Below are 18,139 nucleotides of genomic sequence, written 5' to 3'. Positions count from 1 at the left end.
CGAGACATGTGTCGCGTATCAGCTGTCGCCGATGTCGCGAGACACGTGTCGCCTATGTCCTGAGATCACACACCTCCTGGGGCGCTCTGTGCGACGACTCGCGACATCCTTCGCGGATGAGACGGGCCCTTGACTGCACCCCCGGTCTTCGGACCGGGGGTGCAGTGCATTTCTGGCATCGCGGCCTGCGGGCTTCGCTGGGCTCGCTCTGGGTCTTCCCCTCCACACAGGTGCTTCCGGCGCGTCTTCAACATCCGGCGGAGACGGGGTGGTGCGCTCCCGCTCACGGCCTGAGGCTGGAAGTGCCCAGTTGGGGGCGAAGGAACGACTTCGAGAGAGAGGGCACGAGCATGGGCGACATCATGACGGTTCGGGGTTTTGTCGCGACGGACCCGCGGACGAATACGACCCACGGCGGAGACGTCGTGTCGAGCTTCAGGCTGGCGGCGACGGAACGGCGGTTCGACCGGGAGGCGGGAGCCTGGGTCGATGGGCACACGAACTGGTACACCGTGGTCGGCTTTCGGCAGCTCGCGGGCAACATGAGCGGAAGCCTCAAGAAGGGCCAGCGCGTCATCGTGGTCGGTCGGCTTCGGCTCAAGCAATGGGAGAAGGACGGCCGGATCTTCCATTCCGCTGAGGTGGAGGCCGAATCCGTCGGGCACGATCTCTTTTGGGGCTCCGCAAAGTTCTCCCGCAATCAGCAGGATGCGCAGAGGAGCGAGGCTCCCATCCAGCGGGTCGTGGTCGACGGCGTGGGTGTGGTCGACCTTCGCACCGGGGAGGTGCCCGACGACGAGGCGTCCGGCGAGAACGAGCACGACGTCGCTGGGCTGGCCGACGATGGTACGGATCCGCGCGCCGATCCGGACGACGTCGTAAGGCTGGCCTCCGAGGACGCCGGAACCGATCCGATGGCGGGCGCGCGAGACGGCCTTCTTGCCGTCTGAGAGCGTCTCCAGCGGTCAGTGCTTGGCCTTGGCCGTGCTCTCGCGGAGGACTACCTCCCCTTGCGCGGGAGGCGGATCCTCCCCTGTGAGCGCGGCGACGGCTGCCGAGCGTCCGATCTCTTCGAGGGGCAGGCGCACGGTCGTGAGTCCTGGCACGAAGTCTTCGAGCGTGTTGATGTCGTCGAAGCCGGCTATGGCGTAGTCGGCGGGGGCTTCGAGGCCCCTCCGCCTCATGGCGGCGACGACGCCCATGGCCATTCGATCGTTCACGGCGAAGAGGCACAGGCGACTGCCTTCCGCGGCAGCCGACCTCACGGCCTCCTCGAGGGCGTGCCCGGCTTCGAAGCCGCCGTCGCGGTTGAAAGCCGAACGACGGACTTCGGCCGCCGGGAGGCCGCGGTCCTCAAGTCCATGCTGGAAGCCCTTCACCCGTATATCGGATGTGAGCAGGCCTTCGGGGCCCGCGACGATCGCGAATCGCGAGAAGCCGCGGTCGGCGAGGGCGAGGGCGAGATCGCGGGAAAGGGACTCGTTCGGGATGGCCAGCACGAGCGCGTTCGCAGGGTCTGGCCTTGCAGCCCGCGCCGAGTCTGGGGCGGCGTTCGGCCGGCCGGCCTCGGCGCGGCGGGCCGAGATCAGGGGGTGACCGACGAGGAGCAGGTGGCCGCCATTGGCAAGGTAACGGTCGGCCTCCCGGAGGAGCGAGGCGTTGCCGGGGATGTCGCTATCGTTCGTCGAACGACTTCCTGCGAGGACAATCGCGTCGGCTCGCCGTGATGTGAAGGCCTCGACCGCGAGGCGCTCCTCGTCTGGCGTCCCCTCCGTGCAGCTGAGGAGCAGGGTCTTGCCGAGTTCACGGGCTGCCGATTGCACCCCGCGGGCGATCGAGGAGAAGTAGGGATCGGCGATGTCGTGCACGATGAGGCCGAGGAGGCCGGTGCTCGACCGCGCGAGTGCCTGGGCCTGCGCGTTCGGAATGTAGCCCAGTGACACCGCCGCTGCTTTGACCTTCTCGGCGATCTCCGCCCCGGGAACCCGCGTGGACCCATTGAGGACGCGGGATGCCGTTGCCGGGGAGACGCCTGCCTCCCGTGCGACCTCGCTCAGTGTCACCGCTGCCATGGGCCCCTCCTTCCTTCCTCGCCAGATTATGGCACCAGGATCTCGCTGGATGGAATGCGCTTGCCGCCCCATCCCGACGGCCGCGAGGGGTGCCTCGAGTTGTATCAGGTGTGCAACTTCAAGGTGCCGAACGCGGACAAGCCCTGGCGATGACGGGGGAGCGGTACGCCGAACTCGTGCTTCCGCACGCGTGATCCGACTCCTCTCAGGGCCATGGGGCAGGCCGTAGCGATGTGAGTTCCCCGCGCCGAGCCGATAGATTAAACATCATGGCGGAATTCATCTACACCATGACCAAGGCCCGCAAGGCCGTGGGCGACAAGGTGATCCTCGACGACGTGAGCATGTCGTTCTTCCCCGGTGCCAAGATCGGCGTCGTGGGCCCGAACGGTGCGGGAAAGTCGACGATTCTCAAGATCATGGCGGGACTCGACACCCCGTCGAACGGCGAGGCCCGGCTCTCCCCGGGCTACAGCGTGGGCATCCTCCTCCAGGAGCCGCCGCTCAACGAGGAGAAGACCGTCTTGGGCAACGTCCAGGAGGGCGTGGCCGAGATCCACGCCAAGCTTGAGCGCTTCAACGCGATCTCGGAGGAGATGGCGAGCCCCGACGCGGACTACGACTCCCTCCTCGAAGAGATGGGCAAGCTCCAGGAAGCCATCGACTCTGCCGACGCCTGGGACCTCGACTCGCAGCTCGAGCAAGCCATGGACGCCCTCCGGTGCCCGCCGCCGGATGCCGATGTCCGCGTTCTCTCGGGAGGCGAGCGCCGCCGCGTCGCGCTCTGCAAGCTCCTCCTGCAGAAGCCGGACCTCCTCCTCCTCGACGAGCCGACCAACCACCTGGATGCCGAGAGCGTCCAGTGGCTCGAGCAGCACCTCGCGAAGTACCACGGCGCCGTCCTCGCCGTGACCCACGACCGCTATTTCCTCGACCACGTCGCGGAATGGATCTGTGAAGTCGACCGCGGTCGCCTCTACCCGTATGAGGGCAACTACTCGACGTATCTCGAGAAGAAGCGCGCCCGTCTCGAGGTCCAGGGCAAGAAGGATGCGAAGCTCGCCAAGCGCCTCGCCGAGGAGCTCGAGTGGGTCCGCTCGAACGCGAAGGGCCGCCAGACCAAGTCGAAGGCCCGCCTTGCCAAGTACGAGGAGATGGCGGCGGAGGCCGAGCGCACACGCAAGCTCGACTTCGAGGAGATCCAGATCCCGCCGGGCCCACGGCTCGGCCAGCTCGTGATCGAGGCCTCGAACCTCCGCAAGGGCTTCGGCGACCGCGTGCTCATTGATGGGCTCTCGTTCTCGCTGCCCCGCAACGGCATCGTCGGTGTGATCGGCCCGAACGGCGTGGGCAAGACTACGCTGTTCAAGACGATCGTCGGGATGGAGGCGCTCGACGGCGGCGACCTCAAGGTCGGCGATTCTGTCAAGATCTCCTACGTCGACCAGAGCCGCGGCGGCATCGACCCGAACAAGACCCTCTGGGAGGTCGTCTCCGATGGGCTCGATCACATCCAGGTCGGCCACGTGGAAATGCCGTCGCGCGCCTACGTCTCGGCGTTCGGTTTCAAGGGCCCGGACCAGCAGAAGAAGGCTGGAGTCCTCTCGGGCGGGGAGCGCAATCGTCTCAACCTCGCGCTCACTCTCAAGCAGGGCGGCAACCTCCTGCTCCTCGACGAGCCGACCAACGACCTCGATGTCGAGACGCTCGCGAGCCTCGAGAACGCGCTGCTCGAGTTCCCGGGCTGCGCGGTTGTCGTCTCCCACGACCGCTGGTTCCTGGACCGAGTCGCGACCCACATCCTGGCCTACGAGGGCACGGACGAGGACGAGTCGAAGTGGTACTGGTTCGAGGGCAACTTCGAGGCCTACGAGCAGAACAAGGTCGAGCGGCTCGGCCCCGAGGCCGCGGCGCCGCACCGGGTGACGCACCGCAAGCTCACACGCGACTGATGCGGACCCCGTCGCCGGTGCGCGGCGGGGGAACAGTGAACGACGGCGGAGGCCAAGCTCCCAGTGCGGGGGCGGGCCTCCGCCGTCGTCCGTTGGTTACCTGATGCGGGTGTGACCCTTGGACGGTCGGGACGGCGGGTCAGGGCCGCGGAACCCTGACCATTCCTTCTTGGCCGACGGTCGCGACATGCACGCCGTCGCGCGTGAAGATCCGGCCCACGCCGAGCCCGCGGGCTCCGTGCGCGCTCGGCGACTCCTGGACGTAGAGGAGCCACTCGTCGACGCGGACCGGGCGGTGCCACCACATCGCGTGGTCGAGGCTCGCGACGTTCATGTCCGGTGTGACCCAGCTCAGACCGTGCCGCCGCAGGATCGGCTCGAGGAGCGTGTAGTCGCTCGCGTAGGCGAGGGCGGCACGGTGCACCCGCTGGTCGTCGGGCATGGGCCCGAAGGTCTTCATCCAGACCGCGTTCCGCGCAACGCGCTCTCCGGCCGCGGAGACGTACACGGCGGGGTTCACGTGGCGAACGTCGAAGGGGCGGTCGAAGGCCCAGTACTGGGCCACGGGATGGTCGATGCTGCCGAGCAGGTCCGCGGTGCTCGGGAGGGACTCGGGGTCCGGGACATCGGCGGGCATCTGCGTCTGGTGGTCGACCCCGTCCGATTCGGTCTGGAACGACGCGATCATCGAGAGGATTGGCTTCCCGTCCTGATACGCGTGAACCTGGCGGGCCGAGAACGAGCGCCCGTCGCGCAGGCGCTCGACGCCGAACGTGATCGACTGGTCGGCGTCCCCTGCGCGCAGGAAATAGCCGTGCATCGAGTGCACGAGCCTGTCCGCGGGGACAGTCCGGGAGGCGGCCATGAGGGTCTGGGCGAGGACCTGGCCGCCGAAGACGCGGTGTCTCGGCTGCCGCTCGCTCGGCCCTACGAACACGTCCTTGTCGGTACGGGCACCGCCGAGATCATCCAGATCGAGCAGCGTCAGCAGGGTGTCGGTGGGGCCGGTCTGGCGCGCGGGGGACGTCATGCCACGACACTAAACTCGCCGGTAGCCCGTCAACAAGCCGCGGTTCGCGAGCGCGGGCGGCCGTGCGCGAAGATGGAAGCATGCGGTCCACCTTCCAACTCCCTCTCCAGATGCGCTTCGGCGACGTGGACTCGTACGGCCACGTCAACAATGTGCGGTTCCTCCAGTTCCTCGAGGATGCCCGCGTGCACTGGCTGAGGGAGCCGCTGCCGGCCGGCGCCATATCTGGGGCGGACCCAGCCGCAAACATGATCGACTTCGTGGCCGACGACCATTTCACCCTCGTCGGACGCCACGAGATCGAGTACCTCGCCCCGCTCATGTATCGGCCCACACCGATCGGCGTGAACCTGTGGGTCACGAGGATCGGGGGCTCGAGCTTCGATCTGGGCTATTCCGTCGCGGAGCGCGACGGAAGCGCCGTCTACGCCTATGCCGCAACCTCGATGGTGCTCGTGAGCCGCTCGACCGGGCGGCCCGTCCGCCTTCCCGCCGAGCTGCGCGAGGCCTTCGCCGACTACAGCGGGCCCGCGGTGCCGTTCAGGCGCCGCCCGCCGCTTCCGGCCGACGCTCCAGTCCAGGCGGCCGCTTCGGGAGGCGCAGCGTGAGCGCGGCAGAATTCCAGACGACCCTCGACCTCGGCGACCGCGAAGCGGTCGCGGACCTCAGGACATTCCTCGCGCGCGCTCGCGCCGTCGATCCCGCGGGAGCGGTACGGCTTCAGGCCGTCGGGAGGGTGCTCGCCGCCTATGTGTGCGTGCTCGCCCCTCGCGTGCTCGGGGAGGCTACCCCGACCGTCCTTGGAATGCGTGCGATCCCCCTCGCGGAGCCGTCCGACGTCGACGTGACAGTGTCCTTGTCCTCCGTCTTCGACCGCTTGGCCCGCATGGGCGACGACGACGCGATCCTCGACGTCCCGCCGTCGTCCGTCCACGTCGCGTGGGCGGCGGTGAGCCCGCCGCGCGGTCCCTGGGCGCCCGCAGGCGATGTCCCGGGCGACGTCCTCGCGGCAGCCGCCGCGGACGGCATGGCGAAAGTGGCCTCGCTCGTCCCGGAGCAGCCTGGGCAGGCGATGGTCGACGGCGCGCGGGCGTCAGTCTGGGGGAACGAGGTTGACGGGGTGGAGGGCGTCCCCGCAGGGGCGGCCTTTGCGGCCGAGGCGCTCGGCTTCCTCGTGCCGGGCGGGACGATGCGCCGCTTCGCGGCCGGCCCGTGGGTTCGGCTCAGCTCGCCGCGCGGGCACGTGCTCTGCCGCGTGCCGCGGGCACGCGCCGCCAAGTTCGGCTCCTAGCGACTCTGCCGTGTCAGTCCTCGAAGGTATTGACGAGTGAATGCGCGGCGCGCTCGAGGTAGTCCCACAGGGTCGCCTCGTGCAAGGGGGAGAGGTGCAGTGCCTCGACGCCGGCGCGCATGTGGTGGAGCCAGCGGTCTCGGGCCTCGGGATTGACCTTGAAGGGCACGTGCCGCATGCGCAGCCGCGGGTGCCCGCGCTCTTCGCTGTAGGTGTTGGGTCCGCCCCAGTACTGCTCGAGGAACATCGTAAGGCGCCGCCGCGCCGGTTCGAGATCCTGTTCGGGGTACATCGGACGGAGCACCGGATCCTGGGCGACGCCCTCGTAGAACACGTCGACGAGCTTGACGAAGGCCTCGTGCCCGCCGATCTCGGCGTAGAACGTGTTCGCGTAGTCCTCGCGGGCGAACGGATCGTTGACCCTGAGCAGGTTCCTGCGGGCCAGCCCGGGTTCTTGGGGCGCCTCGGGCTCCTGCGCGTTCTCGGTCATGGCTTTCCGCCTTCCATGGGGTTCGCGGCTCTCGGGCCGGTGGTCACTCGGCTGCGTGCTGGCTCTGCTCGTCCGGGCTGGGCATGCGAGGCTCGGGGTCGGCCGTCGGCTCGGTGCCGACCGGAACGTAGGTTCCCTGCGAGCGGTTGCCGACCCGCAAGATCTCGCCGTTGCGCAGGTACCAGATGGCGCCATCCTCGCCGCGGACCCGCGTGATGCGCAGCCCGACGCTCTCGACCGTGCCGACGACCTCGCCCGCGCCGGTCACGATGACGTCCCCAATGCCGTATTGGTCTTCGAGCGTGATGAAGATGCCCGCGAGGAAATCGCGGATGAGCTGCTGGGCGCCGAAGCCGATCGCGACGCCGAGGATGCCGACACTCGTGAGGAGCGGTGCGATGTCCACTCCGAGGGCCTTGAGCACGTAGATGATGACGATGGTCGTGATGACGACGATCACGATCGAATTGAGCAGGGAACCGATCGTCTTGGCCCGCTGGGCGCGGCGCTCCGTGTCGATGGCCCGCAGGGCGGGCGCCGCCCAGCGGAACAGGCGGCGCTGGGAGAGCTGGGTTCCCGCAAGGACACGCTTGACGATCTGGCGGATGAGGAACGAGGCCAGGATCCAGATGACGAGGCCGATGCCGACCGCGATGGCGATCTGGAGGAGCGTCGAGTTGAACGTCGTGACGGCCGAATTGAGCTCGGCGGGCGTGAGGGGCGTCGCGAGGGGGGACTGGGACGGCGAGGGCGTCGGGCTGGACGACGACGCAGTGAGGCCGGCGGAGAGGATCGGCTGGAGGGCAGACAGCACTATCGGAAGCCTCCTAAAGGGCGGGAGGGTAGGACAGGAAGGGGTCAGGGCGCCCTTCTACAGTAGCGAGGATTTGGCGCTCACTGCGCCACGGGAACGTTCCGGACGGGGAAGTTCACGGAGCGCGCAATGAAGCATAGGTGATGCGCCTCGTCGTGCAGGCTGTCGGCGAGCTCGCGCTGCGATTCGTCGGCGAGCTCGACCCGCGGCCGCAGCACGACCTCGGTGAATTCTCCGCTCCCGTCTCGGTTGAGCCGCATGGTCCCCTCGGCTTCGTCGGTGTAGGCCGTGACGACGACGCCGTGGTTCACCGCCACGTGCAGGTACGAAAGCATGTGGCATTGCGAGAGCGCCGCGAGGAGCAGCTGCTCGGGGTTGTAGCGCCCCTTGTCGCCGCGGAACGCCGGGTCCGAGGATCCGGGCAGGACGGGGAGGCCGGGCAGGGCGATGTCGTGGTCTCGGCTGTAGGCGCGATACCCCGACGTCCCCGTGCCCCGGTTCCCCGTCCAGGCGACCGTGACGCTGTAGTGATGTTCGCCCAGAGCCACGGGATTACCGGTCCGCGGCCTGCGCGCGGAGGGCCCGGGCGACGCCGTCGCGGTTCTCGAGCATCATGCGGCGCAGTGCCGCCTGATTCTCGGAGAGCGAGGCGATGAACTCGTCGGTGCGGTCGAGCGTCGCCTGGGCCGTCTGCCGCGCGGGGTAGAGGCCGACGACGATCTGCTGGGCGAGTGCGTGCGTCCGGTCCGCGACGATGCCCGGCACGGCCTCGAAGTACCGCTCGGCGTAGGGTGCCACGAGGCTTGCGTCGTGCACGCGCGCGAATCCACTGATGGCGGCGGCCTGGACCGCGTTGGAGAGCTCCCCGGCTTCCACGATCTTCCGCCATGCTTCGGCTTTGGCCTCCGCCGTGGGCAGTGCCGCGGACGCGAGCGCGGCGGCACACTGCCCGGTCGACGTATTGTCGCGCGCGAGCTCGTCGTCGATGCGCTCCTGCCCGATCCGGCCGCCGGCGGCGAGGGAGGCGATGAGCTCCCAGCGGAGGTCTTGGTCGATCTCGAGCCCGGGTGCAGCCGAAGATCCGTCGAGGAGTCCCTCGACGATGTCGAGGTGGCCCGCGGACGCCGCAATCGATGAGAACGCGCGCACGAACTGGAGCTGGGAGTCCGAACCGGGTTCCGCGCCGAGGGCAAGGGCCCATAGACGGTCGGCGGTCGAGGCCTTGACGGCCGCCTGGGCATCGGCAGCGACGTAGAAGTCGAGGGTTGTCGCGAGCTGCCGCAGGAGCGTCTGGACGACCGAGGAGTCGGATTCGGCGCCGATGTTCGCGAGGACGAGCTCAACGTAGGAACGGGCCGCAGTCTCGCCGTCGCGCGCGCCGTCCCACGCGGAGGCCCACACGAGCGCCCGCGGAAGGCTCTCGGCGATGTCGTGGAGGCCCGCGGTCGCCGTCACGAGGGAGACGGGGTCGAGGCGGACTTTGGCGTAGGCGAGGTCGTCGTCGTTGAGGAGGACCAGCGCGGGGCGGGCGAGGCCGACGAGGGCCGGCACGTCCGTGAGCTCGCCTTCGACGTCGAGTTCCTCGCGATGGGTGCGGACGAGCCGCCCGTCCGCGCCGCGGTTGTAGAAGCCGACGGCGAGGCGGTGCGACCGCAGTGTCGGCTGTGACGGCGACGCGCTCTGCCGGATTCCGAATGCAGTGACGGTCCCGTCGGGATCCGCCTCGATCTCGGGGGCAAACGTGTTGACGCCCGCGGTCTCGAGCCACTGCCTGCCCCACGAGGAGAGGTCGCGCCCGCTCGCGGCCTCGAGCTCGGCGAGCAGGTCGGCGAGGACCGTGTTGCTCCACGCGTGCTTGCCGAAGTAGGCGCGCACACCGGCCATGAACTGCTCCTGGCCGACCCAGGCCACGAGCTGCTTGAGCACTGACGCGCCCTTCGCATAGGTGATGCCGTCGAAGTTCACTTCGACATCTGCGAGGTCGTTGATGTCGGCGAAGATCGGGTGCGTCGTCGGGAGCTGGTCCTGACGGTAGGCCCACGACTTCTCGACGGACGCGAAGGTCGTCCACGCGTGCCCGAAATCGGGCGTCTGCGCGGCCGCGAGGTGGGACATGTACTCCGCGAACGACTCGTTGAGCCACAGGTCGTCCCACCAGCGCATCGTCACGTAGTCGCCGAACCACATGTGGGCCAGTTCATGCAGCACCGTGATCGCGCGACGCTCCACGGTGGCCTGCGTCGGCTTGGACCGGAAGACGTAGCCTTCGAGGATCGTGACCGCGCCCGCGTTCTCCATGGCGCCCGCGTTGAATTCGGGGACAAAGAGCTGGTCGTATTTCGCGAACGGGTATTCGCAGCCGAACTGCTCCTCGAAGAACGCAAAGCCGCGCTTCGTCGTGTCGAAGATGTTGTCCGCGTCGAGGTACTGCATGAGGGACTTGCGCGCGAAGATCCCGAGCGGGATGGTTCGGCCCGCGGTGTTGACGATCTCGTCGCGGACGGATTCGTACGGTCCGGCGATGAGGGCCGTGATGTAGCTCGGGATGCGCGGCGTCGGCTCGAAGTCCCATGTCGAGCGGGCGACGCCGTCGCCCGCCTCCGCGGGCCGGGCTTCGGGCGTGGGGGAGTTCGAGATGACCGCCCAGTGCGAGGGGGCAGTGACGGTGAAGCGGAACGCGGCCTTGAGGTCCGGCTGCTCGAACACCGCGAACATGCGGCGCGAGTCGGGCACCTCGAACTGCGTGTAGAGGTACACCTCGCCGTCAGCGGGGTCGATGAAGCGGTGCAGGCCCTCGCCCGTGTTCATGTAGCGGGCGTCGGCGTCGATCACGAGCTCGTTATGCGCGGCGAGCCCGGGGAGCTGGATCCGGACGCCGTCGGAGACCTCGGACGGCTCGAGCGCCGTCCCGTTGAGCGTCACGGACCGGACCGCGTCGGTGATGGCGTCGATGAAGGTATGCGAGCCCGGAACCGCGTCGAAGACGACGGTGGTGCGCGAGCCGAAGACGCGCTCGCCCCTCGTGAGGTCGAGTTCCACGTGGTAGCTCTCGACCCGGAGCACGGCCTTCGCCCGCTCGACTGCTTCCGACCGGGTCAGGTTCGTCCCTGGCATGTGCGCCTCCCTGCACTTGCTCGCCGGCGCTGGGCACGCCGCACGCAGTTTGAAATTATTCTTTCAGTTCGGAAGGCGTGCAAGTGGGCTCCGCCGTGTGACGCGTGGTCCGCGCCCGCTGCGTTAACTTTGATGCATGGGCGAGCGGGAGGGACGGTGGGACAGGAAGGCCGTCCGCTTTGCCGTCGGCTTCCCCATCCTCCTCGCGGCTGGCTTCGTGATCGCCGCGATCACCTTTCGGGGCCAGGTCCCCGAGCCGGTGGCCTGGTTCTGGGACGCCGACGGCGGCCGGGCCTTCGTGCCCTTCGCCGGCTACCTCACGGGCGGGGCCCTCGTCGTCGCCCTGGTGGGCATCGCCCTGTGTCTCCAGGCAGGGATCCAGGCTCGCCCCGTCGTCTCGCGCAAGATCTTCATGGCTGGCGGCGTCGGGATGTCGATGTTCCTCGTGACCGTGCTCGCGGCCGGGCTCATGGGCCAGGTCGGGGCGAAGGACGCGCGCCTGACGCACCCGGATCCGATCGTCCTCGCGTCCGGAAGCGGCGCGACAGTCGCGTTCTCCATCGTCATGTTCATGTCGTTCAAGCCCGAGGAGCGGTGGAGCCCGAGGGACGAGCAGGCTCTCCTCGAGGTGCTCGAGCCCGAGCGGGTCCGCGACACGTTCGTCTTCTGGGCGCACGCGCGGTCGTCGGTCTTCGTCATGCTTGCCGTCGTCGGCTCCCAGCTTTCGCTCCTCGCGCTCCTGCTCTCGGCATGGCTCTCGCTCGCGATCTTCCTCGTGAGCCTCGTCGCGGCGTCCATGCTCATCCTCAGGGTGAGCGTCTCGCCGGACAAGGTCACGCTGGCCTTCATGGGCCTCGTGCGCGTCGGCCGGATCAGGACGGCGGACGTCCTGCGGGCGGGCTACGGCGCCGTCGTCGCCCGCGCCTACGGCGGCTGGGGCTATCGGCACCGCGGCAAGGTCGTCTCGGCGCTCGTGTCGAGCGGCGAAGCCGTGGACGTCCTATGCCGTGACGGCAGCCGGTTCGTCTTCTCGGCGAAGGATCCGGCGATCGCCGAGCACGTCGCGGACGTGCTCGGCGGCGCCCCCGCAAAGTAGGCTTGATGAGGCCCGTCCCGCCCATCGAGAGGAATCCCGTGACCAAGCCCCGCGTCCACATTGCCACCGATCATGCCGGAATGGAGCTGAGCGCCCATCTGGTGAGCCATCTCGGGGCGCAGGGCTACGACGTGGTCGACCACGGTCCCACCGCATACGATCCCCTCGACGACTACCCCTCGTTCTGCATCCGGGCCGCCCTCGCGGTCGTCGCAGACCAGGAAGCGGGGGTGCATGCCCTTGGCATCGTCCTCGGCGGCTCCGGCAACGGCGAGCAGATCGCGGCCAACAAGGTCAAGGGAGTCCGCGCGGCGCTGGCCTGGAATTTCGACACGGCCCGGCTCGCGCGCGAGCACAACGACGCGAATGTCATTGCCGTGGGCGGCCGCCAGCACAGCGTCGACGAGGCCACGAAGCTCATCGAGGTGTTCCTCGAGGAGCCCTTCAGCCACGACGAGCGCCACGTCCGCCGCATCGGCAAGATCGCGACGTATGAGGCGACCGGCGAAATCGTCGACTAGCTCCTGACTGAGGCCGCGCCCGTGCCAGAGGGTCACTCCATCCACCGCCTCGCGCGGCAGTTCTCGGACGTCTTCGCGGGGGAGCGGCTCGCCGTGAGCAGCCCGCAGGGCCGCTTCGCGGAGGGGGCAGCGCTGCTCGACGGGCGCGCCCTCGACTCGGCGCGGGCCCACGGGAAGCAGCTCTTCCTGCGCTTCGAGGGCGGCCTCTCCCTTCACGTCCATCTCGGGCTGTATGGGGCGTGGGACTTCGGCGGCGACGAGACCTTCGCGGGCGCTTCGAGCATCGGCGCGCCGAGGCGTGTGGGGGAGCGGGAGGAGCCGCGCGGTGTCCCCGCAAACGGTGCCGCTGCGGGCGCCGAACGCGACGGCGGCCCGGACGACGACGGCGCCCCGGCCTATGCGGGGCCCCCGGCTCCCGTCGGGGCCGTCCGAGTGCGCCTCGCATCCGAGCACGGCTGGGCGGATCTGCGCGGCGCGAGCGTGTGCGCCGTCGCGACCGAGCCCGAGGTCGAAGCTGTGCTCGCCCGCCTCGGGCCTGACCCGCTCGACGCGCATGGGGATGCCCGTGCGGAGGGCGAGGAATTCGCGCGGCGCATCCTCCGCCGTCGTACGCCCGTCGCGCGGCTGCTCATGGACCAGGCCGTCGTCGCGGGCATCGGCAATGTCTACCGTGCCGAGCTGCTCTTCCGCTCGCGCCTCGATCCCGCGCTTCCCGGGAGCGACGTGGGGGCCAAGCGCGCACTCGCGCTGTGGGAGGACGCCGTCGTCGCGATGCGCCAAGGGGTCCGCGACGGGCGGATCGTCACGACCGATCCGGGGCTCTGGCCCGGCGGGCCTACGGCCCTCCCCGATGCGGAGCACGCCCACTACGTCTACAAGCGCCACGGCCGTGACTGCCGGGAGTGCGGGAACGACGTCCGGCTCGCCCATGAAGCCGGCCGCAAGCTGTATTGGTGCCCCACGTGCCAAGCGTAAATTTGACACACGATCCGGCTATTCGATTTAGTGGGATAGCCGCGCGGCCGTAGCTCAATGGTAGAGCGCTAGTCTTCCAAACTCGATACGCGGGTTCGATTCCCGTCGGCCGCTCCATCGCCTCGTGGCGCACAGTGGGCCCCTCCCTCACGGGTGGGGCCCACTGCTGTCTGCGCGATGTGCATCGCCTCAGTGCTGCCCTGTATTGTGGTCTGTGCACCAGAGACGGGGTGTAGCTCAGCTTGGCTAGAGCGCCTGCTTTGGGAGCAGGAAGTCGCAGGTTCAAATCCTGTCATCCCGACAGTTCCGCGGTCGGCAAGCCAGCCACGCGGTAACCCTCAACCAGACCATCCAGGAGTGCCACGCTGTGAAGAGCGCCGCCGAGAATCTCACCCCCACCCGCGTCAAGCTCAATGTCGAGGTTTCCTTCGACGAGCTCAAGCCCGCCATCGACGCGGCGTACAAGCAGGTTGCCGAGCAGATCCAGGTTCCCGGCTTCCGCAAGGGCAAGGTTCCCTCGCGCGTCATCGACCAGCGCGTCGGTCGCGGCTACGTGCTCGAGACCGCCATCAACGACGGCCTCAACGGTTGGTACCAGGAAGCCGTCTCCGAGACGGGCATCCGTCCGCTCTCGCGGCCCGAGGTCGAGATCACCGAAGTTCCCGACCCGTCCGCGACCGAGGGCCAGCTGACCTTCAGCGTCGAGGTCGACATCCGCCCCGAGATCGAGCTCCCGGCGTACGAGGGCCTCAAGGTCGGCGTCGAGGCCGCCGAGGCCTCCGACGAGGACATCGAGAAGGCGCTCGACGACCTCCGTTCCCGCTTCGGCACGCTCAAGTCGGTTGAGCGCCCCGCGAAGGGCGACGACTTCCTCACGATCGATCTCACGGCGAAGGTCGACGGCGAGGAGGTCGACTCCGCGTCCGGCCTCTCCTACCAGGTGGGCTCGGGCACGATGCTGGAGGGCCTCGACGAGGCCGTGACCGGCCTCAGCGCCGACGAGGAGGCGATCTTCGAGACGAAGCTCGCCGGTGGAGAGCACGCGGGCCAGGACGCCCAGGTGACGGTCAAGGTCACGGCGGTCAAGGAGCGCGAGCTTCCTGAGGCTGACGACGACTTCGCTCAGCTCGCGTCGGAGTTCGACACGATTGCCGAGCTCCGCGAGGACCTCGCGAAGCAGGCCGCCGACGCCAAGACGGCTCAGCAGGGCATCGAGGCCCGCGACAAGGTGCTCGACCAGCTTGTCGAGCTCATCGAGGTGCCCGTTCCGGACTCGGTCATCACGGAGCAGGTCGAGGCCCACTTCAACCCCGAGGCGGGCGGCCACTCGGCGGCGGAGGACCACGACACGGAAGAGCACCGTGCCGAGGTCAAGGCCAACACTGAGCGTGCCTTCAAGAACGAGGTCATCCTCGACGCGATCGCCGACAAGGAGGAGATCGGCGTCTCGCAGAGCGAGCTCATCGAGTACCTCATCGCGACCGCGTCGCAGTACGGCATGGACCCGAACCAGTTCGCGCAGATCATGGACCAGTCGGGCCAGGTCCCGATGATGGTCGGCGAAGTGCGCCGTCGCAAGGCGCTCGCCGTCGTCCTCGGCAAGGCCGAGGTCACCGACTCCGACGGCAAGGCCATCGACCTCAGCGAGTTCGTGCGCCCCGCCGCCGAGGAGGAGCCGGCCGAGGAGGTTGCTGCTGAGGTCATCCCGAGCGACGACCCGGCTGCCGCCAAGTTCTGAGCCCTTCGAATCGGCTTCGAGAGGAGGCCGCCAACCGCGCCCGACGGCGCGACTGGCGGCCTCCTTTTGCGTCCTCCCATGGCCGTCCCCGGCAGGCATGCGCCTAAAGCGAACAGCGGCGGCGCGCGGAACAAAGACGCGCCGAAACGGGCTAGTGTCCCTGTAGCAGCAACCAGTCTTTGCAGCAGATCGAGAGGTATCGCACCATGCAGCAGGAGAGCACGCCGCGAATGGCCGACCAGCCCCAAGGCAATGGCCAGGACTTCATCTATCAGCGGCTCCTCAAGGAGCGCATCATCTGGCTCGGCTCCGAGGTGCGGGACGACAATGCGAACACGATCTGCTCGCAGCTCCTCCTCCTCTCGGCCGAGGACCCCGAGAAGGACATCTATCTGTACATCAACTCGCCCGGCGGTTCCGTCACGGCGGGCATGGCGATCTACGACACCATGCAGTACATCCCGAACGACGTCGTGACGGTCGCGACCGGCCTCGCTGCCTCGATGGGCCAGTTCCTCCTCTCCTCGGGCACTAAGGGCAAGCGCTACGCGACCCCGCACGCACGCATCCTCATGCACCAGCCGTCCGGCGGAATCGGCGGGACGGCGTCGGACATCAAGATCCAGGCCGAGCTCATCCTGCACATGAAGCAGGTCATGGCCGAACTCACGGCCGAGCAGACCGGCCAGACGATCGAGACGATCCTCAAGGACAACGACCGCGACAAGTGGTTCACGGCCGAGGAGGCACTCGAGTACGGGTTCTTCGACAGGATCGCCGAGCGTGCGGGCCACGTGTCCGGCGGCGGCGGGACCGACAACAAGAGCGGGTCGGACAACAACAAGTAAGGCGCCCACGGCGACTAAAGGAGCACACATGAACTACAACATGGGCGTCAACCCGGGCAGCCTGCCCACGAGCCGCTACATCCTGCCCCAGTTCGAGGAGCGGACCCCGTACGGCTTCAAGCGCCAGGATCCGTACACGAAGCTCTTCGAGGACCGCATCATCTTCATGGGCGTCCAGGTGGACGACGCATCGGCTGACGACATCATGGCCCAGCTGCTCGTCCTCGAAGCGAACGACCCGGACCGCGACATCACGATGTACATCAACTCGCCTGGCGGTTCGTTCACGGCGATGACGGCGATCTACGACACGATGCAGTTCATCCGTCCTGAGATCCAGACCGTATGCCTCGGCATGGCGGCGTCGGCCGCGGCCGTCATCCTCGCGGCCGGGACGCCCGGGAAGCGGCTTGCCCTGCCGAACTCGACCGTCATGATCCACCAGCCGTCGCTCTCCGGTGGCCAGGGCGGACAGGCGACCGATCTCGAGATCCAGGCCCGCGAGGTCCTGCGCATGCGCGAGTGGCTCGAGCACACCTGGGCCAAGCACACGAACAAGACCCCGGAGGAGATCAGCCGCGACATCGAGCGCGATCTCTTCCTGACGGCTCCCGAGGCACAGGCGTATGGGCTCGTGGACGAGGTTCTCGAGTCGCGCAAGATCCGGCAGAGCGCCATCGCCCGCTGACGGATTAGCCCCATCCCTCCCTAGCCCGCCCTCGCGACTGTCGCCGGACAGCCGGTGCCGCCGAGAAATGTTCGGCGGCACCGGCGTTTGGCATCGGTGCGCTGTCGGTGAGGTGGCCTACAGTGGAGTGGTCACGGCTTCTGCCCCTACACGAAGGGATTCGACGAATGGCTCGGATTGGTGAGAGCGCGGATCTGCTGAAGTGCTCGTTCTGCGGGAAGAGCCAGAAGCAGGTTCGGAAGCTCATCGCGGGCCCCGGGGTCTACATCTGCGACGAGTGCATCGAGCTCTGCAACGAGATCATCGAGGAGGAGCTCGCGGAGGTCTCTGACCTGGGCAGCTTCGAGCTTCCGAAGCCCCGCGAGATCTTCGACTTCCTCCAGGAATACGTCGTCGGGCAGGAGCCCGCGAAGCGGGCCCTCGCCGTCGCGGTCTACAACCACTACAAGCGGATCCAGGCGGGGCACGGCTCCAAGTCCGGCTCGCTTGCGGAGGGCCACGGGCACGACGATGTCGAGATCGCCAAATCGAACATCCTGCTAATCGGCCCCACCGGCTGTGGAAAGACCTATCTCGCCCAGACCCTCGCGCGGCGGCTCAACGTCCCGTTCGCGGTCGCCGACGCGACGGCCCTCACGGAAGCGGGCTACGTCGGCGAGGACGTCGAGAACATCCTGCTCAAGCTCATCCAGGCCGCGGACTACGACGTCAAGAAGGCCGAGCAGGGCATCATCTACATCGACGAGATCGACAAGATCTCGCGCAAGAGCGAGAACCCCTCGATCACGCGCGACGTCTCCGGCGAGGGCGTCCAGCAGGCTCTCCTGAAGATCCTCGAGGGAACCGTGGCGTCGGTGCCGCCGCAGGGCGGGCGCAAGCACCCGCATCAGGAGTTCATCCAGATCGACACGACGAACGTGCTCTTCATCGTCGCGGGCGCGTTCGCGGGCCTCGAGGAGATCATTGGGCAGCGTGCGGGCAAGAAGGGCATCGGCTTCGGCGTTCCCCTGAGCTCGATCACGAAGCACGAGAGCACCTACGCGGACGTCATGCCCGAAGACCTGCTCAAGTTCGGCCTCATCCCCGAGTTCATCGGGCGTCTTCCCGTCATCACGACCGTCGAGAACCTGGATCGGCCGGCCCTCATGCAGATCCTCACCGAGCCGAAGAACGCCCTGGTCAAGCAGTACCAGAAGATGTTCCAGCTCGACGGTGTGGAGCTGCATTTCGAGGACGAGGCACTCGAGGCGATCGCGGACCTCGCGCTCGAGCGCGGGACGGGGGCCCGAGGCCTGCGGGCCATCATGGAGGAGGTCCTCCTACCCGTCATGTTCGACTTGCCGAGCCGCGACGACGTCGCCGGCGTTGTGGTGACGCGCGACGTCGTCGTCCGCCACGAGCAGCCCACGCTCATCCCGCACAGCGTCGTTGCGAAGCGGCGCACGAAGTCCGCGTAGCCGCGGGCAACGACAGCGCGAAGGGCCCGGCAGCTGCCGGGCCCTTCGCGCTG

At 68.2% G+C, this 18,139-nt stretch carries 17 protein-coding genes and 2 tRNA genes; 13 read left to right on the top strand and 6 right to left on the bottom strand.

The window, feature by feature from the left end:
• Positions 1 to 350: 350 nt before the first annotated feature.
• A complete protein-coding gene (locus tag SPF06_RS11265) occupies positions 351 to 950 on the top strand; it encodes a single-stranded DNA-binding protein (protein ID WP_323279148.1) in 600 nt (199 codons plus the stop codon).
• A 15-nt stretch (positions 951 to 965) separates the two neighbouring features.
• On the opposite strand, the gene SPF06_RS11260 is transcribed toward SPF06_RS11265, so the two are convergent.
• Positions 966 to 2,072 carry a LacI family DNA-binding transcriptional regulator gene (locus tag SPF06_RS11260; RefSeq protein WP_323279147.1) on the bottom strand — a complete coding sequence of 369 codons (1,107 nt, stop codon included), beginning with the start codon at positions 2,070 to 2,072 and terminating at the stop codon, positions 966 to 968.
• Between the two features lie 269 nt (positions 2,073 to 2,341).
• On the opposite strand from SPF06_RS11260, the gene ettA reads away from it, so the two are divergent.
• Positions 2,342 to 4,024, top strand: a complete 1,683-nt coding sequence (ettA, locus tag SPF06_RS11255; protein WP_323279146.1) for an energy-dependent translational throttle protein EttA — start codon at positions 2,342 to 2,344, stop codon at positions 4,022 to 4,024.
• A gap of 139 nt (positions 4,025 to 4,163) precedes the next feature.
• Here ettA and SPF06_RS11250 read toward each other — a convergent pair whose 3' ends face one another.
• Positions 4,164 to 5,054 carry an acyl-CoA thioesterase gene (locus SPF06_RS11250; protein ID WP_323279145.1) on the bottom strand — a complete coding sequence of 297 codons (891 nt, stop codon included), beginning with the start codon at positions 5,052 to 5,054 and terminating at the stop codon, positions 4,164 to 4,166.
• 80 nt (positions 5,055 to 5,134) lie between these two features.
• Here SPF06_RS11250 and SPF06_RS11245 point away from each other — a divergent pair, with 80 nt between their 5' ends.
• Positions 5,135 to 5,662 carry an acyl-CoA thioesterase gene (locus SPF06_RS11245; protein WP_323279144.1) on the top strand — a complete coding sequence of 176 codons (528 nt, stop codon included), beginning with the start codon at positions 5,135 to 5,137 and terminating at the stop codon, positions 5,660 to 5,662.
• Positions 5,659 to 6,345 (top strand): DUF8185 domain-containing protein, encoded by a 687-nt coding sequence (locus SPF06_RS11240; RefSeq protein ID WP_323279143.1) that lies wholly within the window; start codon positions 5,659 to 5,661, stop codon positions 6,343 to 6,345. The genes SPF06_RS11245 and SPF06_RS11240 overlap by 4 nt, the downstream gene beginning before the upstream one ends.
• A gap of 13 nt (positions 6,346 to 6,358) precedes the next feature.
• Here SPF06_RS11240 and SPF06_RS11235 read toward each other — a convergent pair whose 3' ends face one another.
• The 4 genes from SPF06_RS11235 to pepN form a co-directional block, all read right to left on the bottom strand.
• Positions 6,359 to 6,835 carry a globin gene (locus SPF06_RS11235; RefSeq protein ID WP_323279142.1) on the bottom strand — a complete coding sequence of 159 codons (477 nt, stop codon included), beginning with the start codon at positions 6,833 to 6,835 and terminating at the stop codon, positions 6,359 to 6,361.
• Positions 6,836 to 6,878: 43 nt separating this feature from the next.
• Positions 6,879 to 7,496 (bottom strand): mechanosensitive ion channel family protein, encoded by a 618-nt coding sequence (locus tag SPF06_RS11230; protein WP_323279158.1) that lies wholly within the window; start codon positions 7,494 to 7,496, stop codon positions 6,879 to 6,881.
• A gap of 233 nt (positions 7,497 to 7,729) precedes the next feature.
• The gene (locus SPF06_RS11225) at positions 7,730 to 8,197 is read right to left on the bottom strand and encodes an OsmC family protein (RefSeq protein ID WP_323279141.1); all 468 of its coding nucleotides are present in this window, start codon (positions 8,195 to 8,197) and stop codon (positions 7,730 to 7,732) included.
• Positions 8,198 to 8,201: 4 nt separating this feature from the next.
• Positions 8,202 to 10,763 carry an aminopeptidase N gene (gene pepN / locus SPF06_RS11220; protein WP_323279140.1) on the bottom strand — a complete coding sequence of 854 codons (2,562 nt, stop codon included), beginning with the start codon at positions 10,761 to 10,763 and terminating at the stop codon, positions 8,202 to 8,204.
• Between the two features lie 136 nt (positions 10,764 to 10,899).
• Here pepN and SPF06_RS11215 point away from each other — a divergent pair, with 136 nt between their 5' ends.
• The 9 genes from SPF06_RS11215 (at position 10,900) to clpX (ending at position 18,086) form a co-directional block, all read left to right on the top strand.
• Positions 10,900 to 11,859: a hypothetical protein gene (locus SPF06_RS11215; RefSeq protein WP_323279139.1), complete on the top strand. Its 960-nt coding sequence runs from the start codon at positions 10,900 to 10,902 to the stop codon at positions 11,857 to 11,859.
• 38 nt (positions 11,860 to 11,897) lie between these two features.
• Complete coding sequence (locus SPF06_RS11210; protein ID WP_323279138.1) at positions 11,898 to 12,380, top strand: ribose-5-phosphate isomerase; 483 nt, start codon at positions 11,898 to 11,900, stop codon at positions 12,378 to 12,380.
• A gap of 21 nt (positions 12,381 to 12,401) precedes the next feature.
• Positions 12,402 to 13,355, top strand: coding sequence for an Fpg/Nei family DNA glycosylase (locus SPF06_RS11205; RefSeq protein WP_323279137.1), 954 nt, complete (start codon positions 12,402 to 12,404; stop codon positions 13,353 to 13,355).
• Positions 13,356 to 13,398: 43 nt separating this feature from the next.
• Positions 13,399 to 13,472 (top strand) — tRNA-Gly (locus tag SPF06_RS11200).
• A 109-nt stretch (positions 13,473 to 13,581) separates the two neighbouring features.
• Positions 13,582 to 13,656 (top strand) — tRNA-Pro (locus SPF06_RS11195).
• Positions 13,657 to 13,722: 66 nt separating this feature from the next.
• On the top strand, positions 13,723 to 15,093 hold the full coding sequence (gene tig, locus SPF06_RS11190) for a trigger factor (protein WP_323279136.1): 1,371 nt from the start codon (positions 13,723 to 13,725) through the stop codon (positions 15,091 to 15,093).
• A gap of 206 nt (positions 15,094 to 15,299) precedes the next feature.
• Positions 15,300 to 15,941: a ClpP family protease gene (locus tag SPF06_RS11185; protein WP_323279135.1), complete on the top strand. Its 642-nt coding sequence runs from the start codon at positions 15,300 to 15,302 to the stop codon at positions 15,939 to 15,941.
• Between the two features lie 28 nt (positions 15,942 to 15,969).
• Positions 15,970 to 16,629 carry an ATP-dependent Clp protease proteolytic subunit gene (locus SPF06_RS11180; RefSeq protein WP_323279134.1) on the top strand — a complete coding sequence of 220 codons (660 nt, stop codon included), beginning with the start codon at positions 15,970 to 15,972 and terminating at the stop codon, positions 16,627 to 16,629.
• A 167-nt stretch (positions 16,630 to 16,796) separates the two neighbouring features.
• Positions 16,797 to 18,086: an ATP-dependent Clp protease ATP-binding subunit ClpX gene (gene clpX, locus SPF06_RS11175; protein ID WP_323279133.1), complete on the top strand. Its 1,290-nt coding sequence runs from the start codon at positions 16,797 to 16,799 to the stop codon at positions 18,084 to 18,086.
• Positions 18,087 to 18,139: the final 53 nt, after the last annotated feature.

Source organism: Sinomonas terricola, from assembly GCF_034931225.1.
Classification (GTDB): Bacteria; Actinomycetota; Actinomycetes; order Actinomycetales; family Micrococcaceae; genus Sinomonas; species Sinomonas terricola.
This window is presented reverse-complemented; position numbering and strand designations above follow the sequence as displayed.

Coding starts and splice junctions, on each gene's coding strand:
- pepN (WP_323279140.1), bottom strand. CDS start 10,763: ATGCCAGGGACGAACCTGACCCGGTCGGAAGCAGTCGAGCGGGCGAAG.
- SPF06_RS11235 (WP_323279142.1), bottom strand. CDS start 6,835: ATGACCGAGAACGCGCAGGAGCCCGAGGCGCCCCAAGAACCCGGGCTG.
- SPF06_RS11245 (WP_323279144.1), top strand. CDS start 5,135: ATGCGGTCCACCTTCCAACTCCCTCTCCAGATGCGCTTCGGCGACGTG.
- SPF06_RS11250 (WP_323279145.1), bottom strand. CDS start 5,054: ATGACGTCCCCCGCGCGCCAGACCGGCCCCACCGACACCCTGCTGACG.
- SPF06_RS11215 (WP_323279139.1), top strand. CDS start 10,900: ATGGGCGAGCGGGAGGGACGGTGGGACAGGAAGGCCGTCCGCTTTGCC.
- clpX (WP_323279133.1), top strand. CDS start 16,797: ATGGCTCGGATTGGTGAGAGCGCGGATCTGCTGAAGTGCTCGTTCTGC.
- ettA (WP_323279146.1), top strand. CDS start 2,342: ATGGCGGAATTCATCTACACCATGACCAAGGCCCGCAAGGCCGTGGGC.
- SPF06_RS11265 (WP_323279148.1), top strand. CDS start 351: ATGGGCGACATCATGACGGTTCGGGGTTTTGTCGCGACGGACCCGCGG.
- SPF06_RS11180 (WP_323279134.1), top strand. CDS start 15,970: ATGAACTACAACATGGGCGTCAACCCGGGCAGCCTGCCCACGAGCCGC.
- SPF06_RS11185 (WP_323279135.1), top strand. CDS start 15,300: ATGCAGCAGGAGAGCACGCCGCGAATGGCCGACCAGCCCCAAGGCAAT.
- SPF06_RS11260 (WP_323279147.1), bottom strand. CDS start 2,072: ATGGCAGCGGTGACACTGAGCGAGGTCGCACGGGAGGCAGGCGTCTCC.